At 54.3% G+C, this 14,561-nt stretch carries 13 protein-coding genes; 7 read left to right on the forward strand and 6 right to left on the reverse strand.

Annotated elements, in window-relative coordinates:
- Positions 1 to 6 precede the first annotated feature (6 nt).
- The 5 genes from yidA to dnaA all read right to left on the reverse strand — a co-directional run bounded on the left by yidA (position 7) and on the right by dnaA (position 7,136).
- On the reverse strand, positions 7 to 816 hold the full coding sequence (yidA, locus tag RAC90_RS14720) for a sugar-phosphatase (protein WP_006121374.1): 810 nt from the start codon (positions 814 to 816) through the stop codon (positions 7 to 9).
- A 171-nt stretch (positions 817 to 987) separates the two neighbouring features.
- Positions 988 to 3,396 carry a DNA topoisomerase (ATP-hydrolyzing) subunit B gene (gene gyrB, locus RAC90_RS14725; protein WP_006121375.1) on the reverse strand — a complete coding sequence of 803 codons (2,409 nt, stop codon included), beginning with the start codon at positions 3,394 to 3,396 and terminating at the stop codon, positions 988 to 990.
- Between the two features lie 17 nt (positions 3,397 to 3,413).
- Positions 3,414 to 4,499, reverse strand: a complete 1,086-nt coding sequence (recF, locus tag RAC90_RS14730; protein ID WP_054634750.1) for a DNA replication/repair protein RecF — start codon at positions 4,497 to 4,499, stop codon at positions 3,414 to 3,416.
- 125 nt (positions 4,500 to 4,624) lie between these two features.
- Positions 4,625 to 5,725, reverse strand: a complete 1,101-nt coding sequence (gene dnaN / locus RAC90_RS14735; RefSeq protein WP_375124504.1) for a DNA polymerase III subunit beta — start codon at positions 5,723 to 5,725, stop codon at positions 4,625 to 4,627.
- A gap of 4 nt (positions 5,726 to 5,729) precedes the next feature.
- Positions 5,730 to 7,136, reverse strand: coding sequence for a chromosomal replication initiator protein DnaA (gene dnaA, locus RAC90_RS14740; RefSeq protein WP_006121378.1), 1,407 nt, complete (start codon positions 7,134 to 7,136; stop codon positions 5,730 to 5,732).
- A gap of 598 nt (positions 7,137 to 7,734) precedes the next feature.
- On the opposite strand from dnaA, the gene rpmH reads away from it, so the two are divergent.
- From rpmH to RAC90_RS14770, 6 genes are all read left to right on the forward strand, one after another.
- Positions 7,735 to 7,875, forward strand: a complete 141-nt coding sequence (gene rpmH / locus RAC90_RS14745; RefSeq protein WP_000831330.1) for a 50S ribosomal protein L34 — start codon at positions 7,735 to 7,737, stop codon at positions 7,873 to 7,875.
- Between the two features lie 14 nt (positions 7,876 to 7,889).
- Positions 7,890 to 8,249, forward strand: coding sequence for a ribonuclease P protein component (rnpA, locus tag RAC90_RS14750; protein ID WP_013023999.1), 360 nt, complete (start codon positions 7,890 to 7,892; stop codon positions 8,247 to 8,249).
- Positions 8,213 to 8,470, forward strand: a complete 258-nt coding sequence (gene yidD, locus RAC90_RS14755; RefSeq protein WP_006121380.1) for a membrane protein insertion efficiency factor YidD — start codon at positions 8,213 to 8,215, stop codon at positions 8,468 to 8,470. The genes rnpA and yidD overlap by 37 nt, the downstream gene beginning before the upstream one ends.
- A gap of 2 nt (positions 8,471 to 8,472) precedes the next feature.
- A complete protein-coding gene (gene yidC, locus RAC90_RS14760; protein ID WP_006121381.1) occupies positions 8,473 to 10,113 on the forward strand; it encodes a membrane protein insertase YidC in 1,641 nt (546 codons plus the stop codon).
- A gap of 89 nt (positions 10,114 to 10,202) precedes the next feature.
- A complete protein-coding gene (gene mnmE, locus RAC90_RS14765; RefSeq protein ID WP_006121382.1) occupies positions 10,203 to 11,567 on the forward strand; it encodes a tRNA uridine-5-carboxymethylaminomethyl(34) synthesis GTPase MnmE in 1,365 nt (454 codons plus the stop codon).
- Between the two features lie 215 nt (positions 11,568 to 11,782).
- Entirely contained in the window at positions 11,783 to 12,373 is a 591-nt protein-coding gene (locus RAC90_RS14770) for a malonic semialdehyde reductase (RefSeq protein ID WP_054634748.1), read from the forward strand.
- A gap of 62 nt (positions 12,374 to 12,435) precedes the next feature.
- Here the strand turns inward: RAC90_RS14770 and RAC90_RS14775 are convergent, their stop codons facing one another.
- On the reverse strand, positions 12,436 to 13,749 hold the full coding sequence (locus RAC90_RS14775) for an NCS2 family permease (protein ID WP_039339180.1): 1,314 nt from the start codon (positions 13,747 to 13,749) through the stop codon (positions 12,436 to 12,438).
- A 148-nt stretch (positions 13,750 to 13,897) separates the two neighbouring features.
- On the opposite strand from RAC90_RS14775, the gene yieH reads away from it, so the two are divergent.
- On the forward strand, positions 13,898 to 14,560 hold the full coding sequence (yieH, locus tag RAC90_RS14780; protein WP_006121385.1) for a 6-phosphogluconate phosphatase: 663 nt from the start codon (positions 13,898 to 13,900) through the stop codon (positions 14,558 to 14,560).
- Position 14,561: the final 1 nt, after the last annotated feature.

Genomic DNA, 14,561 nt, shown 5'->3' on the forward strand with positions numbered 1-14,561 from the left:
AACCGATTAAAGCACCCATTTTTCAATGGCGTGCGCAACCCCATCTTCCATATTGGTTTTGGTCACAAACTGGGCTATTTTTTTCACAGAATCAATCGCATTGCCCATCGCGACGCCGGTCCCTGCGTATTCAATCATCGCCAGATCATTTTCCTGATCGCCTATCGCCATGACCTCTTCCGCTTGCAAACCCAGTTTCTCCGCCAGCATTTTTACGCCATAACCTTTGTTTACTCTACGGTCGAGAATTTCCAGATAGTAGGGCGCGCTTTTCAAAATGGTATACGTCTGGTGCGCATGCTCAGGCAGTCTGGCGATGGCCGCATCAAGCAGAGCGGGTTTATCAATCATCATGAGTTTTGGAAAACGTGTTGCCGGATCCATTTCTTCAACGGCCCGATAGCGTACCGGGATGCCGGTCAGGCTGGCTTCATGAATTGTAAATTCGCTGATATCTTTATTTGGCGTATACAGGTGTGATTTATCAAACGCCTGAAAATGCACGCCCAGCTCTCTGGCCAGCTTCTCAACATACATGTAATCGTCAAAGCCCAGTGTTACATCGGCGACGACTTCACCATCTTCAGCCCGATGAACAAGCGCGCCATTATTACTGATGCAGTACTGACCTGGCGTATGGAGATCAAGTTCCATTAAATAACGCTCAATGCCAACATAAGGTCGGCCGGTCGCCAACACGATGGAAACCCCTTTTTCCCGGGCGCGGTTCAGTGCCGATTTTACGCCTGCGGTGATCTCGTGCTGCGGATTCAGCAGCGTGCCATCCATATCAATTGCAATCAGTTTAATAGCCATAGCATCCTCATTGTGTCGGGTTTGCAGCAATGCTAGCGCGATTCAGCTCACATTGACCAGTTTATCGGCGCTTATCAGCACGCGTGAACCATAACGCGTCACGTTTCGGTCCACGATGATCTGGCAAAAAAAAACCCTTCACGAGGAAGGGTTTTACATCTTTTGGCGCGATTAGATATCGATGTTAGCGGCTTTCAACGCGTTCTCTTCGATGAAGGCACGGCGCGGTTCAACGGCATCCCCCATCAGGGTTGTAAACAGCTGGTCGGCGGCGATCGCATCTTTAATGGTGACACGCAGCATACGACGGCTGTCTGGGTCCATTGTCGTTTCCCACAACTGATCAGGGTTCATCTCACCCAGACCTTTATAGCGCTGTACAGACAGACCACGACGGGATTCTTTCACCAGCCACTCAATCGCCTGTTCGAAGCTGGATACCGGTTGACGGCGCTCACCGCGCTCGATGTAAGCATCCTCTTCCAGCAGGCCGCGCAGTTTGCCACCCAGGGCGCAAATCTTGCGGTATTCCGGCCCCATAATAAACTCGCTGTCCAGAGGATAATCCGTGTCCACGCCATGGGTCCGTACGCGTAAAACAGGCTCAAACTGATTCAGCTCACGATTTTCACGTACGTGTGCCACATAGGTGCTGCCGTGCGCTTCACGTTCAGTCAGATAGCTCACCAGTCCGTTAATCCAGGCGTTAACGGCCGCTTCATTACTCAGATCGCTCAGCGTGTCGTGATAGACCAGCGCACGTAACATCGCCAGCGGAAAACGGCGCTCCATACGTTTGATCATCTTCTGCGTGCTGTTAAAGTCCGCGACAAGAGATTCAAGCGGCTCACCACCTAATGCCGGTGCGCTGGCATTGGTGTGCAGCGTCGTTCCGTCGAGGGCGATAGCAATCTGGTACTGATCCATCGCCTCATCGTCTTTAATATACTGTTCCTGCTTGCCTTTTTTCACTTTATACAGCGGCGGCTGAGCAATGTAGACGTGACCACGCTCAATAATTTCTGGCATCTGACGATAGAAAAAGGTCAACAGCAGCGTACGGATGTGCGAGCCGTCGACGTCCGCATCGGTCATGATGATGATGCTGTGATAGCGCAGTTTATCCGGGTTATATTCGTCGCGGCCAATGCCGCAGCCCAGCGCGGTAATCAGCGTAGCCACTTCCTGAGACGCCAGCATCTTATCGAAACGGGCCTTCTCAACGTTCAGAATTTTCCCTTTCAGCGGCAGAATAGCCTGGTTTTTACGGTTACGGCCTTGCTTGGCAGAACCGCCCGCGGAGTCACCCTCCACCAGGTAGATTTCAGACAGAGCCGGATCGCGCTCCTGACAATCCGCCAGCTTGCCCGGCAGGCCAGCCAGATCCAGCGCACCTTTGCGGCGTGTCATTTCACGGGCACGGCGCGCGGCTTCACGGGCGCGGGCGGCATCAATGATTTTGCCGACAACGATTTTTGCATCGCCCGGATTTTCCAGCAGATATTCCGCCAGCAGTTCATTCATCTGCTGCTCAACGGCCGATTTCACTTCAGAAGACACCAGCTTGTCTTTGGTCTGTGAAGAGAATTTTGGATCCGGCACTTTCACCGACACTACGGCAATCAGGCCCTCACGCGCGTCATCACCGGTGGCGCTGACTTTGGCCTTCTTGCTGTATCCTTCTTTATCCATGTAGGCATTCAGGGTACGCGTCATCGCGGCGCGGAAACCGGCAAGGTGCGTACCGCCGTCGCGTTGAGGAATGTTGTTAGTGAAGCAGTAGATGTTCTCCTGGAAGCCGTCGTTCCACTGCAGGGCTACTTCCACGCCAATGCCGTCTTTTTCGGTTGAGAAATAGAATACGGTCGGATGGATAGGCGTTTTGTTCTTGTTCAGGTATTCGACAAACGCTTTAATCCCACCTTCATAGTGGAAATGGTCGTTTTTGCCGTCACGTTTGTCTTCCAGACGAATGGAAACACCGGAGTTCAGGAAAGAGAGCTCACGCAGGCGCTTCGCCAGAATGTCGTATTCGAAGTCGGTCACGTTGGTGAACGTGTCATGGCTTGGCCAGAAACGGATACGGGTACCGGTCGCGTCGGTATCGCCTGTCACCGCCAGCGGCGCCTCGGGCACGCCATGCAGATAAATCTGCTGGTGCACTTTGCCTTCGCGACGAATGGTCAGCTCCAGCTTCTGTGACAGGGCGTTAACCACAGACACGCCCACGCCGTGCAGGCCGCCCGAGACTTTATACGAGTTATCGTCGAACTTACCGCCAGCGTGCAGCACGGTCATGATCACTTCTGCCGCGGACACGCCTTCTTCTTCGTGGATACCGGTTGGAATACCGCGTCCGTCATCCTGTACGGAAACCGAGTTGTCCGCATGGATGGTGACAACGATATCTTTACAGTGACCGGCGAGCGCTTCGTCGATTGCGTTATCCACGACCTCGAATACCATGTGATGCAGACCGGTTCCGTCATCGGTATCGCCGATGTACATGCCCGGGCGTTTGCGTACCGCATCAAGCCCTTTCAGGACTTTGATACTTGAAGAGTCATAAGAATTCGACATCAACGTTTCTCGCTCATTTAATCTTTAGGTTGAACCGCTATTTTACCCTGTTCCACGCGGAACATCTTGCCCTTTTCGTCAGTCATGTCGATTACATGCTCGGACGAGATGGCGCTGACAAAGACCTGAGCCTGAGTCGCCTTCAGTCGTTCTGCCAGCAGGCGGCGGCGACTGTCGTCCAGTTCAGAGGCAAAGTCATCAATGAGGTAAACACAACGGCGTCCGCTCTGGTTAGTCAGGAACTCGCCCTGCGCTAGACGCAATGCACACATCAGCAGTTTAAGCTGCCCGCGTGAGAGTAAATCTTCCACCGGCGTACCTTCGGCACGAATACGAAAGTCCGCTTTATGCGGGCCGCTGGCGGTGTAGGTTAGGGCCCGATCGCGTTCAAAGTTGCGTTCAAGCAGTTCGGCATAATCGCTCTCTTTGTCCCAGCCGCGCTGGAACGAAAAACGCAGATCAAATTCGGGTAAAAACTGCCCGCAGGTGGTTACGATCTCGGCTGAAATCGCGTCACTGTACTCGGCGCGCCACTGGCTAATCTGTTCTGCCAGCGGCACCAGTTCTTGATCCCATGGACGAACCTGACTGTAGCGCGTGACCTGACGCAATGCCGCATTGCGCTGTTTGAGCAGGCGCCGCAGGTTGCTCCAGGCATTAAAAAAACCCGGCGTATTGTGAAAGCAGCCCCAGTCGACATAGGCTCTGCGATATTTAGGACCGCCATTAAGTAGGGTAAAACCCTCTGGCGTGATCAACTGCATCGGCAGTAACTGCGCCAGCTCGGCCACTTTATGTCCGTCGCTGCCGTCAATGCGGACTTTGCTATCCCCGGCGCGATTTTTACTGAGCCCGACGGAGAACTCGCGCTCCTGGCCTTCCAGCCGGCCATGCAGCACAAAGGCGGCCTGATCGTGCCGAATTACCCGTCCCGCCTGCAAACTGCGAAACGCACGTCCGTGGCCCAGCGTATAGATCGCCTCAAGCACGCTGGTTTTGCCGCTACCGTTCGCGCCCACCAGAAAATTAAATCCCGGCGCTAACGCCAGGTCAGCCTGTTCAATATTGCGAAAATCTTTTATTAGCAGGCGGGTTAAAGCCATGAATCAATCCAGCGTGAAGGGCAAAAGTCAGGATGAAAGGGATTGTGTCTTTGCAAAACAAGCCGCTCGGGTCACGGACAATACTGTCCGAAACCCGAATGGCGAGCAGGCCAGCGTACGATGGCCTACAGGCGCATAGGCATGACGACATAGGCCGCCGCCGGGCTGACGACATCTTCAATCTGCACACTCGACACAGAATCCGTCAGCAGCAAACGGACGTTCTCGCACTTCAGCGCATTCAGCACGTCCAGCACGTAACTCACGTTGAACCCAATTTCCAGCTCGCTGCCGTCATAGCTGACATCCAGCATCTCTTCCGCTTCTTCCTGTTCAGGGTTATTCGCGGTAATTTTTAGCTGATTTTCGGTGATATGCAGACGAACGCCACGGAATTTCTCATTCGACAGAATCGCAGCACGGGCAAACGCCTGTTTCAGCAGATCGCAACCGGCTTCCAGCACCTTATCCGGATTCTTGGGCAACACACGACGGTAATCCGGGAAGCGACCATCCACCAGCTTAGAGGTGAAGATATAGTCGCCCACATGTGCACGGATATTACTGCTGCCAATCTGTACCTGAAGCGGCGTATCGCCGCCATCCAGCAGACGTAACAGCTCGATAACCCCTTTACGCGGCACGATGACCGAATGGCTGGGCAGCGCCTGGCCAACGGGCATGGAACATACGGCCAGACGGTGACCATCGGTGGCGACCGTACGCAGTTCTTCGCCTTCGGTCTCAAACATCATGCCATTCAGGTAGTAACGCACGTCCTGATGCGCCATGGAAAACTGCGTGGCTTCAATAAGCCGTTTCAACGTTGCCTGCGGCAGAGTAAATTCCACCTCGCTCTGCCAGTCATCCAGGTTGGGGAAGTCGCTGGCGGGCAAGGTCGAAAGCGAGAAACGGCTGCGGCCAGAGCGCACCAACATCCGTTCGCCTTCCAGTGTGACGTTGATCTCTGCGCCTTCCGGCAGGCCGCGACAAATATCGAGAAATTTGCGTGCCGGCACGGTGGTTGCGCCAGGCTCGTGCGCCTGAGTAAGCGCCACGCGCGCCACCATTTCCATTTCCAAATCGGTGCCGGTCAGCAACAGCGATCCGTCATTCACCTGCATCAGCAGGTTGCCAAGGATCGGCAGCGTCGGACGACCACCAAGGGGGCCGCTGACTTGCTGCAGCGGCTTTAGCAACTGTTCACGTTCAACAATAAATTTCATAGCGTCACGAAGATAATGTTCTGATGAGATTAGAGAAATCTTCTTTGATGTCGTGGCTTTCTTCACGCAACTGCTCAATCTTGCGGCAGGCATGAAGCACCGTGGTATGGTCGCGACCGCCAAAAGCATCGCCAATTTCCGGCAAACTGTGGTTGGTCAGCTCTTTCGCCATCGCCATCGCCATTTGACGCGGACGCGCGACTGAGCGCGAACGGCGCTTAGAGAGCAAATCCGCGACTTTAATTTTGTAGTACTCCGCAACGGTCTTCTGAATATTATCAATAGTGACCAGTTTTTCCTGCAGGGCCAGCAGATCCCGCAATGCTTCGCGAACGAAATCGATCGTAATCGCCCGACCGGTAAAGTTAGCGTTCGCAATCACCCGGTTCAATGCCCCTTCCAGCTCACGCACGTTCGAACGTAAACGCTTGGCAATAAAGAAGGCCACTTCGCCCGGCAAACGAATGTCGTTTTCGTCCGCCTTTTTCATCAGGATCGCAACGCGGGTTTCCAGTTCAGGTGGTTCGATCGCCACGGTCAGGCCCCAGCCAAACCGTGACTTCAGTCGATCTTCAACCCCGTTGATCTCTTTGGGGTAACGATCCGACGTCAAAATGATCTGTTGATTGCCTTCCAGCAGGGCATTGAAGGTGTGAAAAAATTCTTCCTGCGAACGCTCTTTATTGGCAAAAAACTGAATGTCATCGATCAACAGCGCATCAACCGAGCGGTAGTAACGCTTAAACTCTTCAATCGCGTTATTTTGCAGCGCTTTTACCATGTCCTGCACAAAGCGCTCGGAATGCATGTAAACCACTTTCGCATTTGGCTTACGCGCAATGATGCCATTACCCACGGCGTGCAGCAGGTGAGTTTTGCCGAGGCCAGTACCGCCATAAAGGAACAACGGATTGTAGGCACCGCCAGGATTATCGGCCACCTGGCGTGCCGCCGCGCGCGCCAGTTGGTTAGATTTACCTTCAACAAAGTTGTCGAAGTTATGGCGATTGTTAACATTGGACCGATAGGTCACATCCGCAGGAGCAGGCACGTTGTCCCAGCTCGGACGTAAGATCTGTGTCGGTGCCGGACGGCTTGGCACAGGCTCCGCCGGCGCACTGACGCTGGCCATCGCGGGCTGGCTGACCGCTGCGGCGTGTTGAACCGGACGCGTGCCCACCTCAAAACGCAACAGCGGGACATTGGCACCGCAGAATTCGTTCAGCAATGCGTTGATGCTGTTTAGGTATTTATCCCGAACCCAGTCGAGTACGAAGCGGTTAGGAGCATACAAGGCAAGCGTATTGTCGTTTAATTCAGCCTGTAGTGGACGGATCCACATGCTGAATTCGGTGGCAGGAAGCTCATCCTGCAAACGGGCAAGACACTGTTGCCAAAGCGTAAGTGACACGGCGGACTCCACTCGTACAAATTCGATAAGAAAAAGTAGGCACTAATCTAAGAAACGTTCATTTTTGACACAGACGAAAGAAAGCGCCTGCGACCGCTATCAGCGGTTTTCCACCCCGCAACCATCGGAGGATCGCCAGAGGAAGGGCGGATCATAGCGCAAAGCGCGACAGAGATCTTCCCTTTCTACACAGTTTTTCTCCTTTTTATCCACAGGGCATGAACGCGGGTAAAAGTCTACGCCTGCGGCAGAAAAAACCACCTGGGATCGTGCTGAATGATCCAAATTTTCGGACGGCTTCTCGTTTTTGACGTGTGGCAGGCGAATTTGATCGCAATAAGATCCTGCGCGATCCTTGCGCTTTAACGCAGACCCCGTATAATTCTCCCCCCGGCGTTGTCGCGTAAAGCCCAATGCCCGGACTCAGCGGGCTGTATCCGGGTTTTCTGGCACCGCGACAAGCGAAGTAAATTGACTCGGGACTGTACAATTATTACAATCCCGCCTCTTTATTAAAGACACATTGAGGCGTCGGTCTGTTTGTTGGCCCGAAAACGCGTCACCCAGTGAAAATTTTCAAGTTTAGGTAGAAATCGCCATGAAACGCACTTTTCAACCGTCCGTACTGAAGCGCAACCGTTCACACGGCTTCCGTGCTCGTATGGCTACTAAAAATGGTCGTCAGGTTCTGGCACGTCGTCGTGCTAAAGGCCGCGCTCGTCTGACCGTTTCTAAGTAATAAAGCTAACCCTGATGGGTAAGCTCGCATTTCCCAGGGAGTTACGTTTGTTAACTCCCACTCATTTCACTTTCGTCTTTCAGCAGCCACAACGGGCTGGCACGCCGCAAATTACTATTCTCGGCCGCCTTAACGCGCTGGGGTATCCCCGCATCGGTCTTACCGTCGCGAAAAAACATGTGAAACGCGCTCACGAACGTAACCGGATCAAGCGATTGACCCGCGAAAGCTTTCGTCTGCGTCAACATGAATTGCCGTCGATGGACTTTGTGGTGGTCGCGAAAAAGGGTGTTGCCGATCTCGATAACCGTATGTTGGCGGAAGCGTTGGAGAAATTATGGCGTCGTCACTGTCGCCTGGCGCGCGGTTCCTGATCGTCCTGATACGCGTATATCAACGCGGTATCAGTCCATTGCTGGGGCCACACTGTCGGTTTCATCCGACCTGCTCTCAATACGGAATTGAGGCCTTACGCAGGTTTGGCGTGATAAAAGGCAGTTGGTTGACTTTAAAACGCGTATTAAAATGCCACCCTTTGAACCCGGGTGGTGACGATCCTGTGCCGCCAAAAACCTTTGATACCAGAGAACATTAACGATGGATTCGCAACGCAATCTCTTTCTCATCGCTTTTCTGTTCGTGTCTTTCATGATCTGGCAAGCCTGGCAGACGGACCACGCTCCGAAGCCATTGCAGACCCAGACCACGCAAAACACCAACAGCGCTGCCGGTGATGCTACCGGTGTTCCCGCCAGTGGCCAGGGTAAAACGATCACCGTTAAGACCGATGTCCTGTCATTAACCATCAACACTCGCGGTGGCGATGTTGATCAGGCGCTGCTGCTGACTTACCCGGATAAGCTGGGTTCTGACAAGCCGTTTGAGCTGCTTGAAACCACACCATCGTTTGTCTACCAGGCGCAGAGCGGTCTGACTGGCCGTAATGGTCCGGACAACCCGAACAACGGTGCGCGTCCGCTGTATACCACGGCACAGGATCACTTCGAACTGGCTGACGGTCAGAGCGAGCTGCGTGTTCCGATGACGTTCACGGCTGAAAACGGCGTTGTCTATACCAAAACGTTTGTGTTCAAGCGTGGCGACTATGCAGTTAACGTTGATTACAACATTAACAACACCAGCCAGCAGCCGCTGGAAGTGTCAATGTTTGGTCAGTTAAAACAGACCATCGATTTGCCTAAGCACCGCGATACCGGCAGCAATAACTTTGCGCTGCATACCTTCCGCGGTACGGCTTACTCCACCAGCGAATCGAAATACGAAAAGATTAAGTTCGATACCATCGCCGATAACGAAAACCTCAACACCACCACCACCAATGGCTGGGTGGCGATGTTGCAGCAGTATTTCGCCACCGCCTGGGTGCCGCGCACGCAGGGAACCAACACGCTTTACACCAGCAATCTGGGAAATGGCGTGGCGGCTATCGGCTATAAATCTGCGCCGGTCACCGTTGCACCGGGTGCACAGCAGACACTGGATGCCACACTGTGGGTAGGTCCGGAAATTCAGGATAAAATGGCCGCGATTGCGCCGCATCTTGACCTGACTGTGGACTATGGCTGGTTATGGTTCATCTCTCAGCCGCTGTTTAAACTGTTGAAGTTCATTCACAGCTTTATCGGCAACTGGGGCTTCTCCATCATCATCATCACGTTCATCGTGCGTGGCATCATGTACCCGCTGACGAAAGCGCAGTACACCTCGATGGCGAAAATGCGCATGCTGCAGCCGAAGATTCAGGCGATGCGTGAGCGTTTAGGGGATGATAAGCAGAAGCAGAGCCAGGAAATGATGGCGCTGTATAAGGCTGAAAAAGTGAATCCGCTGGGTGGCTGTCTGCCGCTGGTGATTCAGATGCCTATCTTCCTGGCCTTGTACTACATGCTGTCTGGCTCTGTTGAACTGCGTCATGCGCCGTTTATTTTATGGATTCATGACCTGTCAGCGCAGGATCCGTACTATATTCTGCCGATCCTGATGGGCATCACCATGTTCTTCATTCAGAAGATGTCACCGACGACGGTGACCGATCCGATGCAGCAGAAGATCATGACGTATATGCCTGTAATTTTCACCGTGTTCTTCCTGTGGTTCCCGTCAGGTCTGGTGTTGTACTACATCGTCAGTAACCTGGTGACCATTCTCCAGCAGCAGCTGATCTATCGCGGGCTGGAAAAACGTGGCTTACACAGCCGCGACAAGAAGAAAGCGTAAAACCGTCGCGGGAGGTCTCCCGCGATAAAACAGGTTATGCTCAGGCGGTCAAAGCGACCGCCTTTGTTTTTTGTAGTGAGAGAAAATGTATGAGCCATAGCGATACCATTGTTGCTCAGGCCACGCCGCCCGGACGCGGCGGCGTTGGCATTTTGCGTGTTTCCGGTCCGCAGGCCGCCGAGGTTGCCCGCCAGGTGCTGGGTAAACTCCCTAAACCACGTTATGCCGACTACTTATCGTTTAACGACAGTGATGGCAGCGTGCTGGATCAGGGCATCGCGCTATGGTTTCCTGGCCCCAACTCCTTTACCGGCGAGGATGTGCTGGAGCTGCAAGGTCACGGCGGACCGGTGATTCTGGATCTGCTGCTGAAACGGATTGTGGCTCTGCCCGGATTACGTATCGCGCAGCCTGGTGAGTTTTCTGAGCGCGCGTTTCTGAACGATAAACTCGATCTGGCCCAGGCGGAAGCCATTGCCGATCTGATTGACGCCAGCTCAGAACAGGCCGCGCGTTCGGCGGTAAATTCCCTGCAAGGCGCATTCTCTGTCCGTGTTAACCAGCTTGTGGAAGCCTTGACTCACCTGCGTATCTACGTGGAAGCGGCCATTGACTTTCCAGATGAAGAGATCGATTTCCTGTCTGACGGCAAAATCGAAGGGCAGCTTAATGCTGTCATTCGCGATCTCGATGCGGTGCGCGCGGAAGCCAGACAGGGCAGCCTGCTGCGCGAAGGGATGAAAGTCGTCATTGCCGGTCGGCCAAATGCCGGAAAATCGAGCCTGCTAAATGCACTTGCCGGGCGTGAAGCGGCTATCGTCACGGATATCGCCGGCACCACGCGCGATGTGCTGCGTGAACACATCCATATTGATGGCATGCCACTGCATATCATTGATACCGCCGGTTTACGCGAAGCCAGTGATGAGGTGGAACGTATCGGCATCGAGCGCGCCTGGCATGAAATAGAACAGGCGGACCGCGTGCTGTTTATGGTTGATGGCACCACCACACAGGCGACCGAACCGGCGGAAATCTGGCCCGATTTTGTCGCTCGCCTGCCGTCTCAACTGCCGATCACCGTGGTGCGCAATAAAGCGGACATCACCGGTGAAACGCTCGGCCTGACGGATGTCAATGGTCATGCCCTGATCAGACTGTCTGCCCGCACCAGCGAAGGGATTGATACCTTACGTGATCACCTCAAACAGACCATGGGGTTTGCCGACAATATGGAAGGCGGCTTCCTGGCGCGCCGTCGTCATTTGCAGGCACTGGAATTAGCCGCAACCCACCTGGAGCAGGGAAAACATCAACTGCTGGGCGCATGGGCAGGGGAATTACTGGCAGAAGAGTTGCGTCTGGCGCAGCAGGCACTGAGTGAAATTACGGGGGAATTTACCTCGGACGATCTGTTAGGCCGGATTTTCTCCAGTTTCTGTATTGGTAAGTAGCTCAGCGGGCAGACGGCGGTGGAAATGTGCATCCAGAAACGCAATCCGCCGTGCGTTGCGCATCGGTTGCCGTAACGCAAGGTATGATAACGAGGGATAAGATTGCTCACGTTTTGCGGCGTGCCAGGTCATTCACACTAAACCGGGCGAATATGCATCCAAAAGCGTGAACGCAACGTACAGGTTAAATACTGGATGTTTTCCTGGAGAGTTATATGACGATACCGCTCGATGATGCCGCGCTGAATACGTTGTTTTACCAGGCCCGTACGCACAGTCACTGGCAGCCTGAACCGGTGAAGCAGTCGCTGCTGGAGAAGCTCTATCAGATGGTTGCCCTGGCACCGACCTCGGCCAACTGCTCACCCGGTCGCTTTGTTTTTGTCACCTCTGCGGAGGGAAAAGAAAAGCTGAAGCCGGCCCTGGCCTCCGGCAACCTTGAGAAAACCCTGCGCGCCCCTGTCACCGTGATTATTGCCTGGGACAGCGAGTTTTATCAGCATCTGACCATGTTGTTTCAACATGCCGATGCGCGAAACTGGTTTACCAACACACCCGATCTGGTTAAAGAAACCGCATTTCGTAACAGTAGCCTGCAGGCAGGCTATCTGATCATGGCCGCGCGTGCGCTGGGGCTGGATGCAGGCCCGATGTCAGGATTCGATCCGCTTAAAGTGAACGCGGCCTTTTTTGCCGGGACCACCTGGCAGGCCAACCTGCTCATTAACCTGGGCTATGGCTTACCCGACAAGCTCCCGCCCCGATTACCCCGGCTGAGCCTGGAGCAGGCCTGCCAGTTCGTCTGAGGTACTGGAGCGTTACGCGCTTACCGTAACGCTCACTGCTTTCCCGCCCTTTGCGTACGGTTTTAATGCGCGTCGATAAAGGCGATTTTCAATACAAACAGCAAGGCGACAATGACGACGCAGGGGCTGATTTCCCGCCAGCGACCAGTGCCCAGCTTCATCACACAGTACGCAATAAAGCCCAGTGCGATGCCTTCTGTAATCGAAAAACTAAAGGGCATCATGGCGGCAGTTACAAATGCCGGGACGGCTTCGGTCAGGTCATCCCATTTGACGCGGGACAGGCTGGCCGTCATCAGCACGCCAACATAGATTAATGCGCCTGCCGCAGCATAGGCCGGTACCATGGCCGCCAGGGGCGATAAAAACGTGACGAGCAGGAACAGAAGGCCTGTGACCACGGCCATCAATCCGGTACGGCCGCCGACGGCTACGCCGGAGGTACTTTCAATATAGGCGGTCACCGATGACGTCCCTGCCAGCGCGCCCGTTACCGAGCTGATGCTGTCAACATACAACGCCTGTTTCATGCGCGGGAACGTGCCTTTTTCATCAGCCAGTCCGGCTTTGTCGGTCACGCCAATCAAGGTGCCGGACGAGTCAAACAGATTGACCAGCATAAAGGAGAATATGACGCCTGCCATGCCGATGTTGAAGGCGCCTTTAATATCGACCTGACCGACAATCGCGGTGACAGATGGCGGCGCAGAAACCACGCCCGTGAACGTCACGTCGCCCAGCAGCCAACCCAACGCCGTGGTGATGATCATCGAAATGAGCACGGCGGCGTGAATGTTGCGTGAGGCCAGAATGGCGATAATAAAGAAGCCCAGCGCACCCAGCAGCACATTGTGTGAGCTGAGGTTACCCACGCTGACCAGCGTATCCGGGTTGGCCACAATGATACCGGCGTTTTTCAGGCCCATCATGGCAATGAACAGGCCAATGCCAGCGGTGATGCCTACGCGCAGGCTAAGCGGAATATTGGCGATCATCCAGTAACGCACCCGCAACAGAGTCAGGATGAGCAGACCCAGTGCGCCCCAGAAGATGGCACCCATGCCGACCTGCCATGAGTAACCCATCGCGCCGACGACCACAAAGGCAAAAAAGGCATTGAGGCCCATCGCCGGGGCCAGGGCGACAGGAAGATTGGCAAACAGCCCCATCAGGATGCTGCCGAACGCGGCAATCAAACAGGTCGTTACGAACACTGCCCGGGTATCCATGCCTGCGACACCTAAAATCTGCGGGTTCACAAAAACAATGTATACCATGGTCAAAAACGTGGTAATGCCTGCGATCACTTCGGTACGAACCGTTGTACCATGCTCCTGCAGTTTGAATACGCGCTGAAAAAGGCCTTGTTTATTCATGCCATTTATCCAGAAGAAAATTTCACCGGCGCGTATCCTGGCGATTTTGCCCCGGCAATACAATGATTTTTCGCAACCGATTGCCATATCCCGGCCCCTCAGGGCCACGCTGACGTGTTAAGGTACCCCGAACAAAAGGAGGAGTCAGATGTCTGTTGAATGCGTCTTTTTCGATTGTGACGGTACCCTGGTTGACAGTGAAGTCCTGTGCACCCGCGCGTATGTCACCACCTTTGCCCAGTACGGGATTACGCTCTCTCTGCAGGAGATGTTCGAAAAGTACAAAGGGGTAAAGCTGTATGACATCATCCGCGACGTCAGTGAAACGCATCGGGTCGCTCTGCCGCTGGAGGACGTTGAACCGGCCTACCGGCGCGAAGTGGCCCGTTTGTTTGACCGTGAACTGAAGCCGATAGCCGGTGCGAAGGCACTGGTCGGGCAAATGGCAGTACCGATATGCGTGGTGTCAAACGGCACGGTGAAAAAGATGCAGCACTCGCTGGGCCTCACCGGCATGCTGAATCATTTCGCTGACCGTCTTTACAGCGGCTATGACATTGGCCACTGGAAGCCCGAACCCGAGCTGATGTTTCACGCAGCCCAACAAATGCAGGTACCCGTCGAGCGCTGTATTTTGGTCGATGACTCCGAAGCGGGGGCGCGAGCCGGTATCGCAGCAGGCATGCCGGTGTTCTATTACTGTGCCGATGCTCATAATCCCGAACTCCATCATCCGCTGGTGACCGTGTTCACCGATATGGCCGCGTTACCCGCGCTGTGGCGCGCCAGAGGCTGGAACCTGACGCGCTGAC

Origin of the sequence: Pantoea sp. CS_6 (assembly GCF_041954745.1) — a bacterium.
GTDB classification, from domain to species: Bacteria; Pseudomonadota; Gammaproteobacteria; order Enterobacterales; family Enterobacteriaceae; genus Pantoea; species Pantoea stewartii.

Coding starts and splice junctions, on each gene's coding strand:
- yidA (WP_006121374.1), bottom strand. CDS start 816: ATGGCTATTAAACTGATTGCAATTGATATGGATGGCACGCTGCTGAAT.
- gyrB (WP_006121375.1), bottom strand. CDS start 3,396: ATGTCGAATTCTTATGACTCTTCAAGTATCAAAGTCCTGAAAGGGCTT.
- RAC90_RS14770 (WP_054634748.1), top strand. CDS start 11,783: ATGACGATACCGCTCGATGATGCCGCGCTGAATACGTTGTTTTACCAG.
- rpmH (WP_000831330.1), top strand. CDS start 7,735: ATGAAACGCACTTTTCAACCGTCCGTACTGAAGCGCAACCGTTCACAC.
- rnpA (WP_013023999.1), top strand. CDS start 7,890: ATGGGTAAGCTCGCATTTCCCAGGGAGTTACGTTTGTTAACTCCCACT.
- yidC (WP_006121381.1), top strand. CDS start 8,473: ATGGATTCGCAACGCAATCTCTTTCTCATCGCTTTTCTGTTCGTGTCT.
- recF (WP_054634750.1), bottom strand. CDS start 4,499: ATGGCTTTAACCCGCCTGCTAATAAAAGATTTTCGCAATATTGAACAG.
- RAC90_RS14775 (WP_039339180.1), bottom strand. CDS start 13,749: ATGAATAAACAAGGCCTTTTTCAGCGCGTATTCAAACTGCAGGAGCAT.
- yieH (WP_006121385.1), top strand. CDS start 13,898: ATGTCTGTTGAATGCGTCTTTTTCGATTGTGACGGTACCCTGGTTGAC.
- yidD (WP_006121380.1), top strand. CDS start 8,213: ATGGCGTCGTCACTGTCGCCTGGCGCGCGGTTCCTGATCGTCCTGATA.
- mnmE (WP_006121382.1), top strand. CDS start 10,203: ATGAGCCATAGCGATACCATTGTTGCTCAGGCCACGCCGCCCGGACGC.
- dnaN (WP_375124504.1), bottom strand. CDS start 5,725: ATGAAATTTATTGTTGAACGTGAACAGTTGCTAAAGCCGCTGCAGCAA.